Here is a 20,321-nt window from a genome sequence, read left to right on the forward strand (position 1 = left end):
TCTCCATATTGTTCAATTTGCTTATAGCATTTGTCTGCAAAAGCCAGCCAGCCTCCTTCCGGTTCATTTTGTTTATCTAACGCTAAAAAATGATCGTAAGATACATCCAGAAATGCACCTGCATATTTCTTAGCAGAAGGTCTGAGAAGATTCATCGCTTGCTGAGTTATGGGATGATTATCGGTGAATGAGTCTATTTGCCTGTGGATATGTATACCTCGTTGAATAGTCTCTGGATATTGTTCTATTTTTTTTCCTTTTATCAAATCGGCTATCATATTTCCAATTAAAATATCAGAGTCGCCAAAGGATAAATACGCATGTGCAAGAAAATTCATGTTCTCAAAAGTTAATAAAGTATTGAGACAAAGGTAGTGTTTTTAATTGTCGGAAATTGTATTGTCAGATTTTATAAAGAGATGTGTATAGAGCGTTTGTTTTTAGATATTTATATTTACGGGGGTTATTGTACTTTTTTATTAAATTATCTTTTTCAATATTCTGAATTAAATTCGCATAAAACCATTCTATAATGTTTTGACATTTTATTACCTTTACTTAAAAATTTAAAGACTATGAATGCCTATTTTAACTTTCAAAAGTATTTGCAGACCGAACTTGCTGATATTCAGTCAGCGGGGTTGTATAAGAACGAACGTATTATAGTCTCTCCACAAGGGGCATCGATACGAGTTAGTACAGGTCAGGAAGTATTAAACTTTTGTGCCAATAATTATCTGGGTCTATCAGATAACAAAGAACTAATCGAAGCTGCAAAAGAGGCTATGGATTCACGCGGCTTTGGTATGTCTTCAGTTCGTTTTATTTGTGGAACTCAGGATCTGCATAAAGAGCTTGAAGCTGCTATAGCCAAATTTTTCGGAACAGAGGATTCTATATTATACGCAGCCTGCTTCGATGCTAATGGAGGTGTATTTGAGCCCTTATTGAGTGAGCAGGATGCTATTATCTCAGACTCACTTAACCATGCGTCTATTATTGACGGGGTGCGTTTGTGTAAGGCTGTCCGTTACCGCTATGCAAATGCAGATATGGAAGATTTGGAGAAACAATTAAAATTAGCTCAGTCGCAGCGTTTTCGCTTGATTGTAACTGATGGCGTTTTTTCTATGGATGGCAATGTAGCTCCTATGGATAAAATATATGAGTTGGCCCAGAAATATGATGCAATGATAATGATTGATGAATCACATTCGGCTGGGGTGGTAGGTAAGACAGGTCGTGGAACAACCGAATTGTTTAACCTTAAGGGTAAGATTGAGATCATAACAGGAACTTTAGGTAAAGCTTTTGGTGGTGCTATCGGTGGCTTTACTACAGGTAAAAAAGAAATAATAGATATGCTCCGTCAGCGTTCACGTCCTTATTTATTTTCTAACTCTATACCTCCCGCAATAACAGCGGCAGGCATAAAAATGTTTGAAATGATGGATAGGACAAACGAACTACAAGATAAACTGCATGATAATACGGCTTACTTTGTAGAGAAAATGAAAGCCGCAGGTTTTGATATTAAGCCGACACAATCATCTATTTGTGCAGTGATGTTGTATGATGCGAAATTGTCTCAGGATATGGCATCTAAATTATTAGATGAAGGTATATACGTTACAGGTTTCTACTATCCTGTTGTACCTAAAGATCTGGCTCGTATTCGTGTGCAGATATCGGCCGGGCATAATAAAGAACATCTCGATAAATGTATTTCAGCATTCACGAAAATAGGAAAAGAACTAGGTGTAATAAAATAAACGATGAAGAACATTCTTATAGTAGGTAGTACCGGGCAGATAGGCTCTGAGCTAAGCATAAAGTTGCGCTCAATTTATGGTGATAATAATGTAATCTGTGGGTATTACAAGCCTCCTTACCCAAAAGGTTTTTTCGATTGGGGCCCAACAGTCGAAATAGATGCAACAAACATACAGCAGATTGCTGATGTTGTGAAAAAATATAAAATTGATACTATCTACAATTTGGCGGCGATATTGTCTGCTACGGCAGAGAAGAACCCAAAGTTAGGTTGGGATGTCGGCGTCGGTAGTTTGATGAACTGCCTGGATGTGGCAAGAGAATTTAAATGTGCCGTTTTTACCCCGAGTTCTATTGGGGCCTTCGGGCCTTCTACTCCAAAGGATAAAACTCCTCAGGATACTGTGCAGCGGCCAAAGACTGTTTATGGTATTACTAAAGTGATGGGAGAGCTGCTAAGTGACTATTATTATGATAAATGGGGGGTAGATACTCGTTCGGTGCGCTTTCCGGGTATTATATCAAACCTGACTCATCCCGGAGGAGGAACGACAGATTATGCTGTTGAGATATTTTATAACGCAGTAAAAGGTGAGAAGTTTATTTGTCCGTTGCAATCGGGTACTTTCATGGATATGATGTATATGCCCGATGCTCTAAATGCCGCAATAAATATTATGGAAGCCAATCCTGATAAGCTAATACATCGCAATTCGTTTAATATTGCTTCTATGAGTTTCGATCCGGATATGATATATAATGCTATCAAAAAGCATTATCCTGATTTTGTAATGGAATATGATGTTGATCCTTTGAAACAAGCCATAGCCGATTCGTGGCCAAATTCGTTAGACGATACTTGTGCCCGCGAGGAGTGGGGGTGGTGTCCGGAATATGATCTGGAAAGGATGACTCTAGATATGATAACAGTGTTGAAGGAACGGGAAGTACACTTAGTATAGAACGAATATATAAGCACGGAATAAGTTCCGTGCTTAATTTTTTTTTCTACAATGCTCAAAATATTCGAAAACCTAGTCCGACGAATAGATTCATGTTATAAGAAGACAAATCGGAGCCTTCTTTATATTGATTAATGAAACCATATTCGTATCCAATATTTATCAGGCAACGATAGTATTCGATACCTACATTCCCTTTTAATCCCATATCGAAGCGATTGAGTGCATCAAAAGACTTTCCACTGCTACCTGAATAATCGAATTGATGCTGGGCCCCATCTTCTGTCGAAGAAATCATTTCCATCAAGGCTTGTTCTATTCTAAACTTTCCTGCAATACCATAGGAAAAGTATGGGCCTAACGACAGATTCATTCTTATCTTGTCTGAAACGCTTAAGCGATAACCAGCCATAAGAGGTATTGTAAGATAATGTGTATTATATTTTCCTTTTACGAGTTTAAAATAAATGTAGTCGTTATTAAAACTACCTTTTTCTGTATGATCGACTTTTGCTCCTTTAGAGGTATATCCGAAACTGGTTTGAAGAAATAGCTTCTTGGAAAGATTGTATTCCAATCCGATATTTTCAGCAAAACCAATTTTAGGGTTTGTGTTTAAATGCTGGATATCCATATCCGAAACATTTATTCCTGTATTTACAGTCATAGAGAAGGGTAAGCCCTGACTAAATACATTATTTACTGTAAATATAAAAATAAGTAGTGTGAGTGTTTTTTTGATCATATTCGTAGTTTTTAATTCGTATTTAGTTTTCTATTCTGTAGCTCACAAAAGCAAATTGTTTACTGTCAGGAGCCCATGAATTTACATTGAAGCTGCCTTGTCCCCCGAATAATTTTGCTAGTGTTCGGGGTTCTCCTCCTTCTGTTGGCATTATTCGAAGTTCCACATTTTTGTAGCGTAAGTGTTCATGAGGTTCAAGGTCTCCCTTGCGATAGGCAATATATACTACATGTTTTCCATCAGGAGATATATGTGGAAACCATGAGTTACGGTCATCGTCGAATGTCATCTGTGTCTGTTCTGAGCCATCTGTCCTCATTCTCCATATTTGCATTAAGCCGCTTCTTACAGAATTGAACCAGATGTATTTTCCGTCAGGTGAATATTCCGGGCCATCGTTCAATCCTTCTACTATAGTAAGCCGCTGTTCGTTTGTTCCGTTAGTCTTGATTGTGTATACATCCATTTCTCCATTACGGTTGGCGCAATATGTGAGGCTGTTTCCATCCGGACTCCATCCATGTAGATAGCTGGGTTGTGGCGGTGTGACTTGTTTGGGCCTACCACCTTCGAAAGGTAAAATGAATATGGTAGGCTTACCTTCGGGTAACGATCGGTGGCTTATTGCCAAGTATTTTCCATCAGGAGAAACAATATGATCATTGTTACATTTTGTGGCAAAATCAGTGTCAATTAGCAATGGTTCTCCGATAGGGTTAACAGACAGTTTATATATGAGTCCTTCGCTATTATATACCAGCCATTTTCCATCAGATGTCCAATCCGGGGCTTCTATTAAATATGGAAATTCTTTTATTACTCTTCGTTCGCCACTTGTTATATTAAATATTTCAAGAATACTTGTTACTTTTTCTGTATCTCGTCGAAATTGACTCATGTGTTTTTTCTTATTGCTTTATAATATAATTGAATCCAATACCGATTTGAATTGGTGTCGAATTTCTGTATTCTATAGCCTCAGGCTTTACTTTCGAAAAGTCGAATGTGTTGTATCCAAGCCAGCATGACATAGCCCATCGGGTATCAATAGGGAACTGGTACCCAGCTCTTATTTCATACTGAAATTGGAATTTGTGGGTCGAACCCTTCATATTACTTACTTCATCCAGATCTAGATTAACTTGTGTGTATGAAAACCTATTTTCAACAAAAATATACCGAGCTCTGTCTTTTTTATCATCATAGCTGATCGGCAGGTAAATTTTGGGTGCTATGTATGGAGCCCAATACATTCCTTTGTATACGTTTTTGCTATAACTGTTCGGATTGTTCATTACATCTGTACCGAGGTTTGGATCGTAATAGCGTACACTCTGATTAAAACCTCCAAAGCGAAAGCCTCCTTCGATACCGAAAAACATGTTGACATCATATTCATACCCGAGGCTCATACCAAGTGCGGCCGGGTCTTTTATTCCATCTTCATTTTTAAACATATAGTTCATATTGAATGAAGCGTCTATGTTTATATCTAACTTATGACCTTCTTGAGCTGTGATGGATAGACAAGAAAATATAAAACATAAAATGGTTAAGCTCTTTCTCATGATTATAATTTTTTAGTTATTCTATATCTACAACTTACTTATCCATATTAATTTGTCTGTAACTATGGATTCGAACAAGAAGGTTTAATACTAAGGTAAACAGAAATGTATATTGTTGTTTTATTTTATATTGTCGTTCTACAAATCTAATAAAAAAATGTAATAAGATGTTTGATAATTTTATATATTGCACTGTATTTATAAAACGTATAGAATGAAGAAACTTGTATTTTGCTGCTTATGTATATTTGCTTTGATGGCTTGTGGTGAACGAAATGCAATTATTGGCCGTTGGGCAATGGAAATAGAAGGTACAGGAGAAACCTCCATAAGAATGCCGGATGACACGATAGTGTCACCTGAATTACGGTTTGAATACGATACGGTTTATATGGATGTGAAATCAGATAACGGTTTGGTAAGAAGCGAGTGTATGGGTATATATACTGTGACCGGAAACGAAATGAAAATAACGGATAGTTATGGTAAACAGCAAATATGTAAATACGAAATAAAAGACGATATTCTGACAGTTGTAGATAAAGATGATCCTGATAAAATAATAATGCGACTAAGGCGAATAGAAAAGTAGAGGTGACAAATGTCACCTTTTTTATTTGAGAATATTTTTCAATTGTTTATCTATATAATACTATAGCTATTGAAATGATACAATAGGATAAAAGTTACACTTCAAAAGTATCGAAAAACTGTTACTTTTGTCACCTTTTGTTTTATTTGGGAGTTTCATAATGTTTGCAAAATGTAATATTAGTGGATAAAAGTTTTTTTATCGTTCAAAATGTATAAGTATGTTGTCTTTTATGTATTTTTGTGTTCAAAAAGAAATATATGTGTGGAATAGTTGGATATATTGGATTTCGTGAAGCTTACCCCATTTTGATTAAAGGATTACACAGGCTTGAATATAGAGGATATGATAGTGCTGGTGTTGCAATCATAAACGAGGAGAATAAATTATCAGTGTACAAAGCCAAAGGGCGAGTTAAGGATTTAGAAGAATTTGCCCGCGATAAAGATATCACAGGTACTATTGGTATTGCGCATACTCGTTGGGCTACGCATGGCGAACCAAGCAATGCAAATGCTCATCCTCATTACTCCCAATCAGAATCGTTAGCCCTTATCCATAATGGGATTATAGAAAATTATGCGGTCTTAAAAGCTGAATTAATAAACAACGGATATACATTTCAAAGTAGTACCGATACAGAAGTTCTTGTACAGTTTATCGAATATATTAAAGGAATAAATAACTGTGATCTCTTTTCAGCTATACAAATAGCTTTAAATCAGGTTGTAGGAGCGTATGCAATTGCCGTATTAGAAAAAGGAAACCCCGATCAGATCATAGCAGCCCGTAAAAGTAGTCCGTTGGTTGTAGGTATTGGTGAAGGCGAATTCTTTATTGGATCGGATGCTTCACCGATTATAGAGTTCACAAAGAAAGTCGTTTATCTTGATGATGAGGAAATCGTGATAATTAAGCGTAATGAGGAAGCCAAAATTGTAACGATATCTAACATAGAAAAGACTCCCAAAGTAAAGGAGTTGGAAATGAATCTCAGCGAATTGGAACGAGGCGGTTATCCGCACTTTATGCTTAAAGAAATATTCGAACAACCCGATACACTTAAGAGTTGTATGAGTGGGCGTGTTAATATCGAAGGTACAAATGTTACATTATCAGGGATTATCGACCATAAGGATAAATTTATAAATGCAAAACGCATAATAATTATAGCCTGTGGTACATCGTGGCATGCCGGCCTTATTGGTGAATATTTATTTGAAGAATATTGTCGCATACCTGTGGAAGTGGAGTATGCCTCAGAGTTTAGATATCGTAATCCGGTTATTTGTCCTGATGATATAGTGATTGCAATTTCACAATCGGGTGAGACTGCCGACTCATTGGCCGCTATCGAATTGGCACGTAAGGCAGGTGCGTTTGTCTATGGAGTATGTAACGTGGTTGGCTCTTCCATACCTCGTAATACCGATTCCGGTTCATATACACATTGCGGGCATGAAATAGGTGTAGCTTCTACCAAGGCTTTTACTGCTCAAGTCACAGTTTTAACCTTAATGGCCCTGGCTATAGCAAAAGAGAAAGGAACAATCGAAGAACAAAAATATCTTGAAGTTATAAAAGAATTACAACTTATTCCTTCGAAAATAGAGCGTGTACTTACTTTGAGCGATAAAATAAAAGAGTTATCTCTAATATTTACATATGCTCAGAATTTTATTTATTTGGGACGAGGCTATAACTATCCCATAGCATTAGAAGGGGCTTTGAAGTTGAAAGAGATATCATATATACATGCCGAAGGATACCCTGCCGCAGAAATGAAGCATGGCCCGATTGCTCTTATTGATAATGAAATGCCGGTAATAACGATTGCTACACATAGTGCAATTTATGAAAAAGTTGTAAGCAATATACAGGAAATAAAAGCCCGTAAAGGTCGGGTAATAGCAATTATAAATGAAGGTGATGAAACAATGAAAGCATTGGCCGACCATTATATTGAGATTCCTGAAACAAAGGAGTGTTTAGATCCTTTATTGACGTCCATACCCCTACAATTATTAGCATATCATATTGCAGTAAATAAGAATAGAGATGTCGATATGCCTCGTAATCTGGCAAAATCAGTTACTGTAGAATGATATTTAGGCTTATGCCAAAGATTATTTGCTCATATATCAAAGTCTGCTTATATCTTTTACAAAATATTTCTATCTTTGCACAAAACTTTACATACAAATAAAACAAAATTATTATGAAAATCAAGACTTTATTTTTTACACTGCTTTGCCTGCTGGTATTCAATAATAGCGTAAGGGCTCAAAGCTCTCTTGCTACAGGTACCCAAATAACAATGGCCAATGATACGAAAAAGGCTATTGATGAGATTGTTGTAGGAGATATTGTTTTGTCATTTAATATTAAAGATAAGGTATACGAGGAAGATAAAGTTAAAAGTATTGAAAAGATCATGTATTATCGTCTGGTACGTGTTACATTAGAATCGGGAGTGCAATTAACAATGACCGCTGATTATCCTATATGGGCAGAGAAAGGTTGGATTTCGGTCGATCCGGATCAAACTAGTGCAAACGGTCGAAATATAGATGTAAAAAGATGTCAGATAGGAGATTTTGTCCTATTTTATAATATAACAAGTACCGACTATATTGAATTGAGTACCATACAAGGTGTAATGGAACCAACCCAAGCATATATGATAGAGCTTGAGGGTAGAGGTACAATTATAGCTAATGGATTCCTTGTCGGTCAGAAACAATAAATTGATAGATGAAGCTCGATGCTAATAATATAAGAGAGCGGATAAAAAATACATTTATGGAGACATTAGATATCACATTCATCGAATCTGATGATGAAATGTCTCTCGAAGCTATAATGCCAGTTACTCAGCAGATGACTCAAACTATGGGTATACTGCATGGAGGAGCAACTATTACGCTAGCAGAATCAGTAGCCGGAGCAGGTTCGAATGCTCTATGTGCCGGTGATGAACGGTGTTTTGGTATGCAAATAAGCGCCAGCCACATATCAAGTGCTCAAGTAGGAGAGGTAGTGCGTGCAATAGGTGTAATCCAACATAAGGGACGTTCTACTCATGTGTGGAATGTTGACGTAATTTCAGATACTACAGGCAAATTGATTTCTACAATCCGAGTGACTAACGCCGTAGTCAAACAAGTCGTTTATTTTAAGAAGACTGAGTGAGGATAAGTTTTATTCCTTTTTCCAACCCATATTTTTATTCTTCAGATTAAACCTTTCGGTAGTTTTGCTGTTCTAATAAGAAAATAACTACAAAAAAGATAGTGATGAAAAAGTATGTATTTATAGCAATATTTGCCACCCTTTTGCTTTCGGCTTGTGGTGCGATGAAGGTCGCTGATATAGGGTATCTTTCGCAAGGCATGTCGTATAGTGAGGTGAATAGAATAATGGGAAATCCGAAACGAATCCTATCTTCAGATTATACTCAAGATGGCTTGATCGAAGTATTTGAATATCATACATATCAAAATGATGCATATGCTATAGAATTCTGGGATGGAAGATTGTCTCGGTATGATTTCATGTATGAAAATAATGGTCCATCCACCATAGTAGTTCCTTCTCCATCCCGTCCACGACCTGATTATGTAGCACCATCTCGTCCGTCCAGACCATCAGAGCCTAGTCGTCCGAGTGGGGGAGGCAGGCCTGGTACATCTACATCCCGACCTGAAACCAAGCCATCAGAATCGGGTAGGCCAAGTAATGTAAGGCCATCTACTAGTTCGGGGCGAAACCCAAGCAGTAATATACAAAAAGAAGAAGACAAGAAGACCGACAATAAAGTAGATAAGGATAAGAAATAAAAGATAAAATGCTCTCCCAAGGAGAGCATTTTTTATAATATATCTTTTAATGATGTATATACGAGATTCATTATAGGGACATTGTTAATATATCTATTATCTTATATATTATAACAACTAAACATGCTACAACTATTGCTATCATAATCAATAAAATTTTATTTGCGTACTTTTTCATAATATTCTAACCTTTTGACTTATTATATCTATCTACTATTTCATCGATGCTAATATCCAAAATATCCATTGCGCTAAAGGTCTCAGGCAATATCTCATCAAAGAATTCTTTCTTTTGAAGAATTAATATTTGTTTACGGGCATTTTCTGCTACATAGTATCCCATTCCACGTTTTGAATAGATAATGTTTTCTGCTTGCATATATTCAAATGCGCGCATAGCTGTATTTGGATTGACTTGCAAGAGGGAGCCTAATTCTCTGACAGAAGGTATACGTCCATCTTCCAACCATTCATTAGTAAGTACTTTTTGAAAACAAAAGTCTACTATTTGCAGGTATATCGGTTTATTTGTTTTAAAATCCATAGCTTTAAATTTCTGTTTCTCTTAATTTAAAGAAACTTATAACCCAGAGTCCTACTATAAGTACAACATCTATCGCTTTTTCCAGCGTGCTTATTATGCTATTCCTAAATATATCAAGACCTATTGTTTTTCCTGTAGAATATCCAATGTTAAAAGCTGTTTCATGTGGGGTATTCGAAGATAAGTCCATTGATAGATTTCCTCCTTTAAGTGCAAAATGCCCTATAAGTATTGCTATAAATATTAGAATTGTGGATAATAATAGCATGATAAGGCAGGTTTTAGCAAAAGCATATTTTCTGAAATAGAAATATCCAGCCATGAAGAATGCTTGATTCAGTACTATCAGATTCAATATCTTAGATCTAAAAAGTTGGTCTACAGACATTTTTACAGCATGCTCATTTATACTTTCATTAGGTATGATACTCGATATTAAGTTCAGTATAAATAATATGAGGAATATCAATAGTGGAAGAAATAGTACATACTTTATCCATATGCAGAGATACTTCTCAAAAGTGGAAGCCGGGAGAGTGAAATCGAGAATACTCGCATGTTTACTGATATTTCTTTCCAAGAAACAAGGGGATGTAATAATCAAGGTTGCTGCTGCAAAAAAGATTAATCCATTCAACTGATTCTCAGTCAATATATATAGTAGCATTGATAATAAATATAGTCCGATTAATCCTCCGGCAATATATATGAACTGTGTTTTAGATAGGTAAATGTTTCGTTTTCCTACCTTCCAAAAACGGTCTATACTAAAAAATGTATTCATCTTATTTATAGGTTAGAATTATTAAACAATTCTTTTATTCGTTTCTTATTATTTACCACTGTATTAAATAGAGCTTCGATATTAAGGGTGCTTTCTTCCTTATATTTATTCTCTTCTACTATTAGATAACCCTGCATTGTTTGTTCCCAATATAGAGCGTCTTCCGGCTTGTTTGGTGTAAGTGAAAATAATAGCTTTTGAGTAATTTCTTCTATCGAATTATTTAAAAGAACCTGATTACGGTCGAGTATGATTATAGGATCTATAAGACTCTCAAGGTCTCTAACCTGATGGGTTGAAATTAATATACATTTCTCGTCATCAAATGCCGATGATACGATTTTTCTGAATTGAGATTTCGATGGGATATCCAATCCATTAGTAGGTTCATCGAGTAAAGTTATCGGAGTATTGAGAGCTAAGGCGTATGCAATAAGTGTTTTCTTTTTTTGCCCGAATGATAGTTCAGACATCTTTCTGTCTTTTTCTACTTGAAAATCATTTAGATAAGTATCGAATTGAACTTCGCTAAAATGAGGATAGAATACCGAATTATATTTTATAAATTCTTTTATTGGTATAGAAGGTGCGTTGAACTCTTCTGGTAGAAAGAATAATTGTTTCAGCATATTTGGATTGCGATATGCGGATTCATTTTCAAATACTTTGCAACTTCCTTTTTTAGGAAAGCTCAGGCCACTAATTAAATGTAAAAAAGTTGTTTTCCCAACTCCATTCTCACCTAATAAGCCGTATATGCCACCTCTCAGATTGAATGAAACATTCTCAAAGACCGGCCTTTTCTTATTGTAATAAAAACTGAGATTGTTTATAGTTATCATATATTTGGTGTATTAGTTTATTAGTGCACTGCAAATATATGCTTAATTTTTATATTAGCAATAAAAAATTGTAATTATTTTTTGATAAGGCTAATTTTGCTTTCCAAGAACAATTAAAATATGTATAAAAATATGTTAATTTAAATGAATGTGTTTTATTTTATGTATATATTCGCAAACTAATATAAACTATGGAGTTCAGAAACCAAAGACAAACGAGGCGGAACCGAAAAGCCATATGAGTAGGACACTAAACATAAACTTATAAACAACATGGAGTGGTTTTTAAAAGTCCTGAAAGGACACTACGCAGATTTTAACGGAAGGGCCAGACGCAAAGAGTATTGGATGTATGCACTAGTATACGGTATCATCTATATAGCTCTCTATATCTTGGCTATTATCCTTGCATTTATTTCCGGAACTCTTGCGAGCATTGTATTTGGTCTTTTAGTAATATTTCTGTTGGCTGTATTGGTGCCAACAATAGCTGTCGGTGTGCGCCGAATGCACGATGTCGGCAAGAGTGGTTGGTTTTTGCTTGTACCGATCTACAACCTTATCTTAGCTATCACAGAAGGTGACAGAGGAGACAACCAATATGGGCCGGATCCTAAAGCTAATGAAAACTAATCAAATGCGAGAATTTATAAAGATGAGCGAAGGTTAAAATGACTTTTGCTCATTTTTTTATAAGTATATATTGTTCATTAAAATTTATATCTTAATCCAGCTCCCATCCCTAATACATTGGGTTTTTCGGTCCTTATATTTATAGGTTGATTATTATCGAAATAGTAAGAATAACGAGGTTCGAAATATATACTCCAATCCTTATAAAAGGTATAAGAAACTCCAATTGAAGCATTGAATGACCATTGCATACCGTTTATCCGTCCTCTATCTTTAGCATTAAATATTCTTTCGTTATTTTTATATATATCTTGTCTGTAATTAAACCTGATGCCTTTCTCACCCATTACTCCAGTAGTGAAATATAAATTCCATTTAGGGTCATTCCATAAGTAAACAACTAAGTTGACAGGAATACCCAGGTAATGCAATTCCTGATGTGCTATATGTGTATAATAACTACTCGAATTTTTATATTCAGAAGAAAGATAAGTATATATAAGGCCTGTTTCTATACCAATATATTTGTTGAAATCTTTGCGAACACTAATGCCTAATGAAATAGGAAGTGAATGATTTACGTTAGAAAAATCAGTTAAATTCAATTCATTACTATTCCCCAAAAATAGAGGTGGATTTTCATCCATATCTGAAGGTGAGTAACCATACATCATATCTGAAGACGTACTGAGATTTATACCACCGCCAGAAGAAAAAGAAGCCGCTAGTAGCCATTTGTTATCATCCTTTTTTGTGTCAGCAATCAGCAACTTATTACGTTTGTCCGATTCTTTTCGTTTATTATTTTTTCTAATTGAAATAGAATCGGATTTTATAATTCTTGAGTCAGTACTATTATTGTTAGATTCTGGTGTATTATTATTTGCCAGATAAGTTGTGTCTACTATTGCATCAACACGATCTTGCTCATTTTCAATTACTATGCCAGCATTCTGTTTTACAGTTACTAATTTTTTATGAGATGTCTTCTTGTTTAATAATTTTTCCGGTTCTATAGTTATTTCTTTCGTGTTTTCGTCTGAGACAGGCTGTTTTATAATTCTATTTCCTATAGAGACTGGTTCAGCAAGATGAACGGGGGGCTCATTATCATGTCGTATAGAGAGTAGTAAAACTATAATAACAGCTATCGCAGCCACAGAGCCCCCTATCCACCAAACAGAACGTTTCTTCTCGGGCTTCATATGAAGCTCGATTTTATCCCAGCAATTTGTGTCGACAGGCATTCGGTGGTCTTCCAGTTTTTGCCTAATCAGATTGCTGAAATCATCAGGTTGATTATTTATTTTATTTATATCCGGCACTTCTATGCTTTATTAGCGATTCAACATTTTTTTGTAACGTTTTTCTTGCTCTAACAAATTGTGAGCGAGAAGTACTTTCTTTTATGTTTAGCATTTCTGCTATTTCTTTGTGGCTATAGCCTTCGATGGCAAAAAGATTGAAAACGGTACGAAAACCATCAGGTAACTCGCCTATACAAGATAATAGCTCTTCGGCTGAAAGGCGGTCAACAACAGAGGTGTCGATATACTCAATCTTATCATCACAATCTTCTATGTTTATACTTAGTTTGAGTGCATTGCTCTGACGGAGATATTCAAGAGCTGTGGTAACAAAAATCTTACGCATCCACCCGCCTAGTGATCCTATTTCGGAATATGTATTTATTTTTGTGAAAACTTTGATAAAACCATCTTGAAGTATATCCTTAGCGGTCTCTTTGTTATTAATATATCGCATACAGACACTCATCATGACAGGTGCATGGATCTCGTATAATTGTTTACGAGCCCACGATTCGCCACGTTTGCATCCTGCGATTAATAACTGTTCGTCCATTTTTTGTTTTACACTCTATTTACATTGATGCGAAACTCTTCCCAAAAGTTGCATAGCTATAAAAATAATGTGATAAATAATAGTAGCAAGATGAAAGTTAATTTTATCTTGTGTAGTAAAAGTAACAGTCTTACTTAGAATATATAGATATTATATTTGGTTATTTTATGGGCTAATCTTTCGTTATATATAATTATAGTAAGGTTTATAATTTGAACTATAAAGAGGAGTAAATGCTTTCTAGAATCAATAGTATAAAATTATTATTCTAATACGCTGATGCGAATTGATTTTTTGTTTTCAGGAAATTGTTTGTTTAACATTCCTATCGTGTGATTATCTATCTCAATATTTAAAGGTGTTATCGGAAGTACCTCTCGCATTGGTTTTTCTACTTTTAGAGTAATCTTATTAATCTGTGATTCTTTTGTAGGAGACCAATTGACATTAATATCTCCTATATAGTAGACTTCATCTGTTTGTGTAATATTGGCAAATTTATATTCAGCCAATATACTGTAAAATTTAAGTCCTACTATGTAATCGAAACGTTCTAAATAAAGCCTGCCTAAAGGCGCTTTAGTATAAAAATAACCATCTTTATCCAGTTTAGCCATTATTGGGCTCCCATCTTCGGAATATAAATAGGCTATCATATGTCTGTAGTTTATTTCTTCTTCTCCTGTTATGACCAAACGTCCGAATATTACAGCTTCATTGCTTTTGGTTTCTGTGTTATTTATCTGAGAAACAACACATCCCGATAAAAGGATTGTCATGAATACTATAATGTATCTAGCTTTAAAGATTAACATTTTTTTTAGTTATTATATTAGATTGTACAAAGATAACATTATTATGAAATCTTAAATTCCTTAATTTGGAGTTATATATAATTTTGTAAATCTTTGTGCATTAAACGAATTATAATTTTAAAAGAATATGATATACAAATGTTTAATTCTAACTATTATACTTTTTATTTCTAGCATATCAGGCATAACAGCGAAAGGCGGTATATCAGCTAAGCTCATTGAAAAGCAAAAAACCTCAGAGAATATGTCCGCTCCTCAATATATTGGAGGAGATTCGGAATTATATAAATTTCTGGAAAGTAATATCAGATATCCTTACATTTTGGCTCAGATAGAAATGGAAGGAGAGGTAGAGGTGAAATTTACAATAGAAAAAGATGGTGAAGTTAAGAATGTAGAGATTGTTCGAGGTTTTGACCCGCTTGCCGATGATGAGGTAATGAGGGTGGTTAAGGCTTTACCAAAATGGAGTCCGGCCAAGATGGATGAAGAAGCGATTGATGCCAACCTGAAATTGGTAATCTCTTTTACCTTAAATGATGAATTAATTGCTCAGGCTCAGCAAATGAAAAAAGATGGTGCTGCAGACGATACCTATATAGGCTCTTCCAATATACAAGATAAGGTGCCTGAAAAAGAAAACGCAGAATCGATAGAGAATGTCTCTAACGATATAAAAGATGACTCTCTAAATAAAGCTCCTCAATTTCCGGGAGGTCAGGAAGCTTTGGCTGCTTATTTCAAAAATAATCTGAAATATCCTAAACGAGCCATACAGATGAAAATAGAGGGGCGTGTTATCTTTAAATTACTGGTTTCGGAAGAAGGCGAAATAACGAAGATTATGCTTTACAAAAGTATATTTCGGGATTGTGATGAAGAAGCATTTTATCTGGTCAAAAAAATGCCTAAATGGATTCCTGGTCTGAAAGATGGGAATCCAGCAGCAATGGAAGTAATGGTTCCCATACCATTTGTATTGCCGGGATAAATATAGAGTTACCGCTAAGGGAACAATTTTATATAGTCGGGTGTTTTATTCTTTTAACTTTAATAATTTTAAATGTATGAAGGTATTAGATAGAAACATAGATTTAGGCTTGCTTATTCTTCGATTAAGTGTTGGAGTATTGATGTTGTTGCATGGCATCTCTAAACTTATATATGGAGTGGGATTTATAGAACAAACAGTTATTGATGCAGGATTACCATCTTTTGTCGCATATGGTGTATATGTGGGTGAGTTAATAATGCCTTTGTTTATAATTCTGGGTTATGCAACTCGCATTGCTTCTGCTATATTTGCATTTAATATGATTGTTGCAGTTGGGTTAGCTCATGTTGCAGATATCTTTACATTGAATGCAGTTGGAGGTTGGGCTATCGAATTGCAAGGATTATATTTCTTTGCAGCGGTGGCTTTAGTATTCACAGGTGGAGGAAAATACGCTTTAAGTAGCAAACATCTTTGGGATTAATCGTTGAATTTATAATAATATATATGTCGGTTAATAATTAAAGTTATTGACCGACTTTATTTTTTGTATATAAGATGTTATGTTTATATAGTATTGATTGTATAAGGTATAATTTAAAAGATGTAACTTTGCACCCGAAATATAATAGTTCATGCAAAAAGATTTAGACTTACGAATTACGCCAGAGCAGGCGTCCGACATGGAAATAGTCAAAAAAATATTTTCCTCTCAGTCAGGCATACCCATAAAAGATATAAATTCGGTGCGTATTCTTCGTCGTTCTATTGATGCCCGTCAACGCAATATATATGTAAATTTAAAAGTACGGGGGTATATAGACGAAGTGCAGACAGAACCCGATTTTACAAGTACGTATTATCCAAATGTGAAAGACAGTCCGCAAGCTATTATTGTTGGAGCAGGACCAGCTGGATTGTTTGCAGCTTTAAGGCTTATCGAATTAGGCATCAGACCAATTGTGATTGAACGCGGCAAGAATGTTCGTGACCGTAAACGAGATACAGCACTGATGAATAGGGAACATCTTGTAAATCCAGAGTCTAATTATTGTTTTGGAGAAGGTGGTGCAGGAGCTTATTCCGATGGTAAACTGTATACTCGGAGCAAGAAGCGAGGAAGTGTAGAAAAGATACTGAATGTATTTTGTCAGCATGGAGCCGAACCTTCTATCCTTATAGATGCTCATCCGCATATAGGAACCGACAGATTACCAGGGATCATAGAGAAGATGCGGGTTCAGATTATTATGTCAGGAGGCGAAGTTCATTTCCAAACGCGGATGGATAAGTTGATTATTAAAGACAATCAAGTAAAAGGGATAGAAACGAATACAGGGGAAATATTTTTAGGGCAAGTTATTTTAGCTACAGGACATTCGGCCCGTGATGTATATTATATGTTGTACGATCAGAAAATAAAGATAGAGGCTAAAGGTCTTGCTGTGGGATTTCGTGTCGAGCATTCTTCCCATCTTATTGATCAGATACAATATCATTGCAAAGAGGGGAGGGGAGAATTTCTTCCTGCTGCCGAATATAGTTTTGTAGTACAAGCCGGAGGGCGTGGTGTATACTCTTTTTGTATGTGTCCGGGAGGAACGATTGTTCCATCAGCAAGTGGGCCAAAGCAAGTTGTAGTCAATGGTATGTCTCCGTCTAATCGTGGTTCACGCTGGTCTAATTCGGGGGTTGTCGTTGAAATTCATCCTGAAGATTTTGCTGAATATGCAAAGTATAACGAATTGTCTTTACTCAAATTTGTAGAAGACCTAGAAGAATTAGCCTGGATACATGGTGGTAAAACTCAGGTAGCTCCGGCTCAACGATTATATGATTTTGTGAATGGTAAGCAAAGCGATACTCTACCCGATACTTCTTATTCGCCAGGTGTTGTATCTTCTCCAATGCACCAATGGATGCCAAAGTTTGTATCTAGTCGCTTGCAAGAAGCCTTTAAGAAGGTAGGGAATAGTTATAAAGGCTATCTTACCAACGATGCTATATTATTGGGAGTGGAAAGCCGCACATCATCACCTGTACGTATTTTGCGCGATAGAGAAACTATGCAACATATAGAGATAAAAGGTCTGTATCCTTGTGGGGAAGGTGCCGGGTATGCCGGAGGAATTGTATCTGCAGCAATGGATGGTGAACGCTGTGCCGAAGCCTTAGCTGAAGAAATAATGAAGCTGGGTAATTAAAATCCAACCTTCATCAATCATTATATGTAGATAAAAGTTGGACCTTAAAATAATATTTTTAATCGTATTGAAATCTCAAACTATCTGAACCTCGTATTATCCGTTTAGTAACGGGCCGAATATCCAGCTGGCAATAGTAAGATAAATCATCAATCCGGTAACGTCTACTATTGTTGCTACAAACGGAGCTGATGAAGTTGCCGGATCAGCACCACATCTGCGAAGAATGAATGGGAGCATAGAGCCAATTAATGATCCCCATAATACTATACCTACAAGTGCTAACGATACGGTAGTTCCGACCATGATCCAATGTTCCCCATATAGATTTGGGAATATTAGATGCCATATATAAATGCGGAAAAAGCCGATAGTTCCCAATATTATACCTAAGCTAAAGCCAGATATTACTTCCCGACGGAAAACACGCCACCAATGTTTTATTTTTACTTCTCCGGTCGCCATTGCTTGTATGACGAGAGTTGAAGCTTGTGACCCACTATTACCTCCACTGGAAATCATCAGAGGAAGAAAGAGTGCTAATACAATAACCTGAGCCAATTGTTCTTCATAGTATTGCATAACCGAAGCAGTCAATAGTTCTCCTATGAATAATATAATCAACCATCCGGCACGTTTCCATATGAGCTTATATACCGGGAGGTCTAAATAGGGTTCATCTAAAGCTGATGTACCCCCCATTCGTTGCATATCTTCAGAATATTCTTCGTCGGCAACCCATAATATATCATCTATCGTTACAATGCCGAGTAAGATGCCTTTAGGGTCTATTACAGGTAAGGCAACTCTATTGTTCATTTTAAATACTTTGATTCCTTCCTCTATTGGATCAGTTGCATATAGTGAAATGAGCCGTCCGTCCATCAAATCGGATATAGATGTTTGCGGATCGCTAATCAATAATTCTTTTATACGAAGGTCGTCTATAAGGATTCCTTTCTCGTCGAGGATGTAAATAACATCGATCGTTTCTGAATTCTTTCCATTCTTGCGTATATATTGCAAAGTCTCTTCCACAGTATAATCTTTCGAGATAGCAAGAAAATCGGGAGTCATCAACCTGCCTATACTATCTTCGGGATATGATAATAGTGTGTATACTTCCTTTCTGTCGGCAGGTGAAAGCATTGAAATAAGGCGGAGTTGTAATTCCTGATCTTTTAGCTCTCCAAAAAATGCTGTTCGGTCATCGGGTGGTAATCCGTTGACTATTTCCGATATCTTTTTTACTGATAATTTTTCTATTATACGTTCTTGTGTAGGTACATCTAGTATTCGAAATACGTTAATGGCTCTTTTTATACTCAATGTATCAATTAATAGCGGGGCATATTCGGGAAGTTCGTCAATGAGATTTTCTACATCAGAAATGTTTAATTCGTCAATGTAAAGACGCAATGCTGAGATTTCACCAGCTTCGATCAGAAGCTTTGTTTGGTCTGTTAGTTGTATGATATTCTCCTTCATCCATAAGATAATTTATGAGGTGTAACAATACAAAAACAAATTTATAACTAAAAGTGTTTTTGGGATGAACTGGCATTTTTAAGATACGGATCAAGAATATTATTCGCAACATTCCATTATCCCTTGTAAATGCGGTGCAAAGGTAGCTTTTTTATTTGGAAGATTAATTTTTTTTGAAAAAAGTCCCTTTTTATAATTGTATTTGTTGATATATTATTACATTTGCATCAATGTTTCATTTATAACTTTGTTGCATATGAATGCTGAAGAAATACTCAAATATCATAAATTGAAGAATACGGGTTGTCGTAAGTTTATAATAACTGCATTACTTCAGAAGGATTTAGCGTTATCCGAAAATGAGATTAAGCAGTCATTACCCGACTTATTTGATAGAGTTACGTTCTATCGTTCCCTAAAGACTTTAGAGGAGTACAAAATTATACATCGTATCGTTTTGCATGATGCAGTTGTAAAATATGCACTAAATCGTGAAATATTACCCGAAGGAGATCATGCCCATTTTCATTGTGTAAAATGTGATAGCGTAACATGTCTTGAAACAAAGTTGAAAAGTCCGACAAGCCTGCCTGATGGGTTTTCTGTTAATTCAATAGATGTGTTGCTGGAGGGTACATGTCCCGAATGTAAAGGAAAATAAAATCAGTTGAACAA

General features: G+C 35.7%; 22 protein-coding genes and 1 pseudogene. 12 read left to right on the top strand and 11 right to left on the bottom strand.

What is annotated here, in order from left to right:
* Positions 1-338: pseudogene (locus JGH11_RS06660) on the bottom strand (DUF479 domain-containing protein); the annotation flags it as partial.
* A gap of 237 nt (positions 339-575) precedes the next feature.
* Here JGH11_RS06660 and kbl point away from each other — a divergent pair.
* Positions 576-1,772, top strand: a complete 1,197-nt coding sequence (kbl, locus tag JGH11_RS06665) for a glycine C-acetyltransferase (protein ID WP_201110794.1) — start codon at positions 576-578, stop codon at positions 1,770-1,772.
* Between the two features lie 3 nt (positions 1,773-1,775).
* Positions 1,776-2,735, top strand: coding sequence for an NAD-dependent epimerase/dehydratase family protein (locus JGH11_RS06670; RefSeq protein ID WP_201110795.1), 960 nt, complete (start codon positions 1,776-1,778; stop codon positions 2,733-2,735).
* 55 nt (positions 2,736-2,790) lie between these two features.
* Here the strand turns inward: JGH11_RS06670 and JGH11_RS06675 are convergent, their stop codons facing one another.
* The 3 genes from JGH11_RS06675 to JGH11_RS06685 are packed head-to-tail and all read right to left on the bottom strand — an operon-like array spanning position 2,791 to position 5,048.
* Positions 2,791-3,480 (bottom strand): porin family protein, encoded by a 690-nt coding sequence (locus JGH11_RS06675; protein WP_201110796.1) that lies wholly within the window; start codon positions 3,478-3,480, stop codon positions 2,791-2,793.
* 22 nt (positions 3,481-3,502) lie between these two features.
* Positions 3,503-4,378 carry a PD40 domain-containing protein gene (locus JGH11_RS06680; protein ID WP_201110797.1) on the bottom strand — a complete coding sequence of 292 codons (876 nt, stop codon included), beginning with the start codon at positions 4,376-4,378 and terminating at the stop codon, positions 3,503-3,505.
* 10 nt (positions 4,379-4,388) lie between these two features.
* Positions 4,389-5,048, bottom strand: coding sequence for an outer membrane beta-barrel protein (locus JGH11_RS06685; RefSeq protein ID WP_201110798.1), 660 nt, complete (start codon positions 5,046-5,048; stop codon positions 4,389-4,391).
* A 214-nt stretch (positions 5,049-5,262) separates the two neighbouring features.
* On the opposite strand from JGH11_RS06685, the gene JGH11_RS06690 reads away from it, so the two are divergent.
* The 5 genes from JGH11_RS06690 to JGH11_RS06710 all read left to right on the top strand — a co-directional run bounded on the left by JGH11_RS06690 (position 5,263) and on the right by JGH11_RS06710 (position 9,479).
* Positions 5,263-5,640, top strand: a complete 378-nt coding sequence (locus JGH11_RS06690) for a hypothetical protein (RefSeq protein WP_201110799.1) — start codon at positions 5,263-5,265, stop codon at positions 5,638-5,640.
* 260 nt (positions 5,641-5,900) lie between these two features.
* Positions 5,901-7,745, top strand: coding sequence for a glutamine--fructose-6-phosphate transaminase (isomerizing) (glmS, locus tag JGH11_RS06695; protein WP_201110800.1), 1,845 nt, complete (start codon positions 5,901-5,903; stop codon positions 7,743-7,745).
* A 113-nt stretch (positions 7,746-7,858) separates the two neighbouring features.
* Entirely contained in the window at positions 7,859-8,386 is a 528-nt protein-coding gene (locus JGH11_RS06700; RefSeq protein ID WP_201110801.1) for a Hint domain-containing protein, read from the top strand.
* 56 nt (positions 8,387-8,442) lie between these two features.
* Positions 8,443-8,832, top strand: coding sequence for a PaaI family thioesterase (locus tag JGH11_RS06705; RefSeq protein ID WP_236263893.1), 390 nt, complete (start codon positions 8,443-8,445; stop codon positions 8,830-8,832).
* A 104-nt stretch (positions 8,833-8,936) separates the two neighbouring features.
* Positions 8,937-9,479: a hypothetical protein gene (locus JGH11_RS06710; protein WP_201110803.1), complete on the top strand. Its 543-nt coding sequence runs from the start codon at positions 8,937-8,939 to the stop codon at positions 9,477-9,479.
* Between the two features lie 184 nt (positions 9,480-9,663).
* Here JGH11_RS06710 and JGH11_RS06715 read toward each other — a convergent pair whose 3' ends face one another.
* From JGH11_RS06715 to JGH11_RS06725, 3 genes are read right to left on the bottom strand one after another with little or no spacing between them, the layout of a single operon-like run.
* Positions 9,664-10,023 (bottom strand): GntR family transcriptional regulator, encoded by a 360-nt coding sequence (locus JGH11_RS06715; protein WP_201110804.1) that lies wholly within the window; start codon positions 10,021-10,023, stop codon positions 9,664-9,666.
* Between the two features lie 4 nt (positions 10,024-10,027).
* A complete protein-coding gene (locus JGH11_RS06720; RefSeq protein WP_201110805.1) occupies positions 10,028-10,807 on the bottom strand; it encodes a hypothetical protein in 780 nt (259 codons plus the stop codon).
* Between the two features lie 5 nt (positions 10,808-10,812).
* Entirely contained in the window at positions 10,813-11,649 is an 837-nt protein-coding gene (locus JGH11_RS06725; protein WP_201110806.1) for an ATP-binding cassette domain-containing protein, read from the bottom strand.
* Positions 11,650-11,922: 273 nt separating this feature from the next.
* Between JGH11_RS06725 and JGH11_RS06730 the strand changes: the two genes are divergently transcribed.
* A complete protein-coding gene (locus tag JGH11_RS06730) occupies positions 11,923-12,282 on the top strand; it encodes a DUF805 domain-containing protein (protein WP_201110807.1) in 360 nt (119 codons plus the stop codon).
* A gap of 77 nt (positions 12,283-12,359) precedes the next feature.
* Here the strand turns inward: JGH11_RS06730 and JGH11_RS20455 are convergent, their stop codons facing one another.
* The 3 genes from JGH11_RS20455 to JGH11_RS06745 form a co-directional block, all read right to left on the bottom strand.
* Entirely contained in the window at positions 12,360-13,607 is a 1,248-nt protein-coding gene (locus JGH11_RS20455) for an outer membrane beta-barrel protein (protein ID WP_201110808.1), read from the bottom strand.
* A complete protein-coding gene (locus tag JGH11_RS06740) occupies positions 13,591-14,145 on the bottom strand; it encodes an RNA polymerase sigma factor (protein ID WP_201110809.1) in 555 nt (184 codons plus the stop codon). The genes JGH11_RS20455 and JGH11_RS06740 overlap by 17 nt, the downstream gene beginning before the upstream one ends.
* A 263-nt stretch (positions 14,146-14,408) precedes the next feature.
* Positions 14,409-14,960, bottom strand: a complete 552-nt coding sequence (locus JGH11_RS06745) for a hypothetical protein (protein ID WP_201110810.1) — start codon at positions 14,958-14,960, stop codon at positions 14,409-14,411.
* 127 nt (positions 14,961-15,087) lie between these two features.
* On the opposite strand from JGH11_RS06745, the gene JGH11_RS06750 reads away from it, so the two are divergent.
* The 3 genes from JGH11_RS06750 to JGH11_RS06760 all read left to right on the top strand — a co-directional run bounded on the left by JGH11_RS06750 (position 15,088) and on the right by JGH11_RS06760 (position 18,158).
* Positions 15,088-15,951: an energy transducer TonB gene (locus tag JGH11_RS06750; protein WP_201110811.1), complete on the top strand. Its 864-nt coding sequence runs from the start codon at positions 15,088-15,090 to the stop codon at positions 15,949-15,951.
* A 76-nt stretch (positions 15,952-16,027) separates the two neighbouring features.
* Positions 16,028-16,438 carry a DoxX family protein gene (locus tag JGH11_RS06755; protein ID WP_201110812.1) on the top strand — a complete coding sequence of 137 codons (411 nt, stop codon included), beginning with the start codon at positions 16,028-16,030 and terminating at the stop codon, positions 16,436-16,438.
* 151 nt (positions 16,439-16,589) lie between these two features.
* Positions 16,590-18,158, top strand: a complete 1,569-nt coding sequence (locus tag JGH11_RS06760) for an NAD(P)/FAD-dependent oxidoreductase (RefSeq protein ID WP_201110813.1) — start codon at positions 16,590-16,592, stop codon at positions 18,156-18,158.
* A gap of 96 nt (positions 18,159-18,254) precedes the next feature.
* Here the strand turns inward: JGH11_RS06760 and mgtE are convergent, their stop codons facing one another.
* Complete coding sequence (gene mgtE / locus JGH11_RS06765; RefSeq protein ID WP_201110814.1) at positions 18,255-19,646, bottom strand: magnesium transporter; 1,392 nt, start codon at positions 19,644-19,646, stop codon at positions 18,255-18,257.
* A 256-nt stretch (positions 19,647-19,902) separates the two neighbouring features.
* On the opposite strand from mgtE, the gene JGH11_RS06770 reads away from it, so the two are divergent.
* Positions 19,903-20,307 carry a Fur family transcriptional regulator gene (locus JGH11_RS06770; RefSeq protein WP_201110815.1) on the top strand — a complete coding sequence of 135 codons (405 nt, stop codon included), beginning with the start codon at positions 19,903-19,905 and terminating at the stop codon, positions 20,305-20,307.
* Positions 20,308-20,321: the final 14 nt, after the last annotated feature.

The sequence above is a fragment of the Dysgonomonas sp. Marseille-P4677 genome (assembly GCF_016652235.1).
Classification (GTDB): Bacteria; Bacteroidota; Bacteroidia; order Bacteroidales; family Dysgonomonadaceae; genus Dysgonomonas.

Excerpts from the sequence above, each read along its gene's own strand:
- kbl (WP_201110794.1), top strand. The coding sequence starts at position 576 with ATGAATGCCTATTTTAACTTTCAAAAGTATTTGCAGACCGAACTTGCT.
- JGH11_RS06670 (WP_201110795.1), top strand. The coding sequence starts at position 1,776 with ATGAAGAACATTCTTATAGTAGGTAGTACCGGGCAGATAGGCTCTGAG.
- JGH11_RS06675 (WP_201110796.1), bottom strand. The coding sequence starts at position 3,480 with ATGATCAAAAAAACACTCACACTACTTATTTTTATATTTACAGTAAAT.
- JGH11_RS06680 (WP_201110797.1), bottom strand. The coding sequence starts at position 4,378 with ATGAGTCAATTTCGACGAGATACAGAAAAAGTAACAAGTATTCTTGAA.
- JGH11_RS06685 (WP_201110798.1), bottom strand. The coding sequence starts at position 5,048 with ATGAGAAAGAGCTTAACCATTTTATGTTTTATATTTTCTTGTCTATCC.
- JGH11_RS06690 (WP_201110799.1), top strand. The coding sequence starts at position 5,263 with ATGAAGAAACTTGTATTTTGCTGCTTATGTATATTTGCTTTGATGGCT.
- glmS (WP_201110800.1), top strand. The coding sequence starts at position 5,901 with ATGTGTGGAATAGTTGGATATATTGGATTTCGTGAAGCTTACCCCATT.
- JGH11_RS06700 (WP_201110801.1), top strand. The coding sequence starts at position 7,859 with ATGAAAATCAAGACTTTATTTTTTACACTGCTTTGCCTGCTGGTATTC.
- JGH11_RS06705 (WP_236263893.1), top strand. The coding sequence starts at position 8,443 with ATGGAGACATTAGATATCACATTCATCGAATCTGATGATGAAATGTCT.
- JGH11_RS06710 (WP_201110803.1), top strand. The coding sequence starts at position 8,937 with ATGAAAAAGTATGTATTTATAGCAATATTTGCCACCCTTTTGCTTTCG.
- JGH11_RS06715 (WP_201110804.1), bottom strand. The coding sequence starts at position 10,023 with ATGGATTTTAAAACAAATAAACCGATATACCTGCAAATAGTAGACTTT.
- JGH11_RS06720 (WP_201110805.1), bottom strand. The coding sequence starts at position 10,807 with ATGAATACATTTTTTAGTATAGACCGTTTTTGGAAGGTAGGAAAACGA.
- JGH11_RS06725 (WP_201110806.1), bottom strand. The coding sequence starts at position 11,649 with ATGATAACTATAAACAATCTCAGTTTTTATTACAATAAGAAAAGGCCG.
- JGH11_RS06730 (WP_201110807.1), top strand. The coding sequence starts at position 11,923 with ATGGAGTGGTTTTTAAAAGTCCTGAAAGGACACTACGCAGATTTTAAC.
- JGH11_RS06740 (WP_201110809.1), bottom strand. The coding sequence starts at position 14,145 with ATGGACGAACAGTTATTAATCGCAGGATGCAAACGTGGCGAATCGTGG.
- JGH11_RS06745 (WP_201110810.1), bottom strand. The coding sequence starts at position 14,960 with ATGTTAATCTTTAAAGCTAGATACATTATAGTATTCATGACAATCCTT.
- JGH11_RS06750 (WP_201110811.1), top strand. The coding sequence starts at position 15,088 with ATGATATACAAATGTTTAATTCTAACTATTATACTTTTTATTTCTAGC.
- JGH11_RS06755 (WP_201110812.1), top strand. The coding sequence starts at position 16,028 with ATGAAGGTATTAGATAGAAACATAGATTTAGGCTTGCTTATTCTTCGA.
- JGH11_RS06760 (WP_201110813.1), top strand. The coding sequence starts at position 16,590 with ATGCAAAAAGATTTAGACTTACGAATTACGCCAGAGCAGGCGTCCGAC.
- mgtE (WP_201110814.1), bottom strand. The coding sequence starts at position 19,646 with ATGAAGGAGAATATCATACAACTAACAGACCAAACAAAGCTTCTGATC.
- JGH11_RS06770 (WP_201110815.1), top strand. The coding sequence starts at position 19,903 with ATGAATGCTGAAGAAATACTCAAATATCATAAATTGAAGAATACGGGT.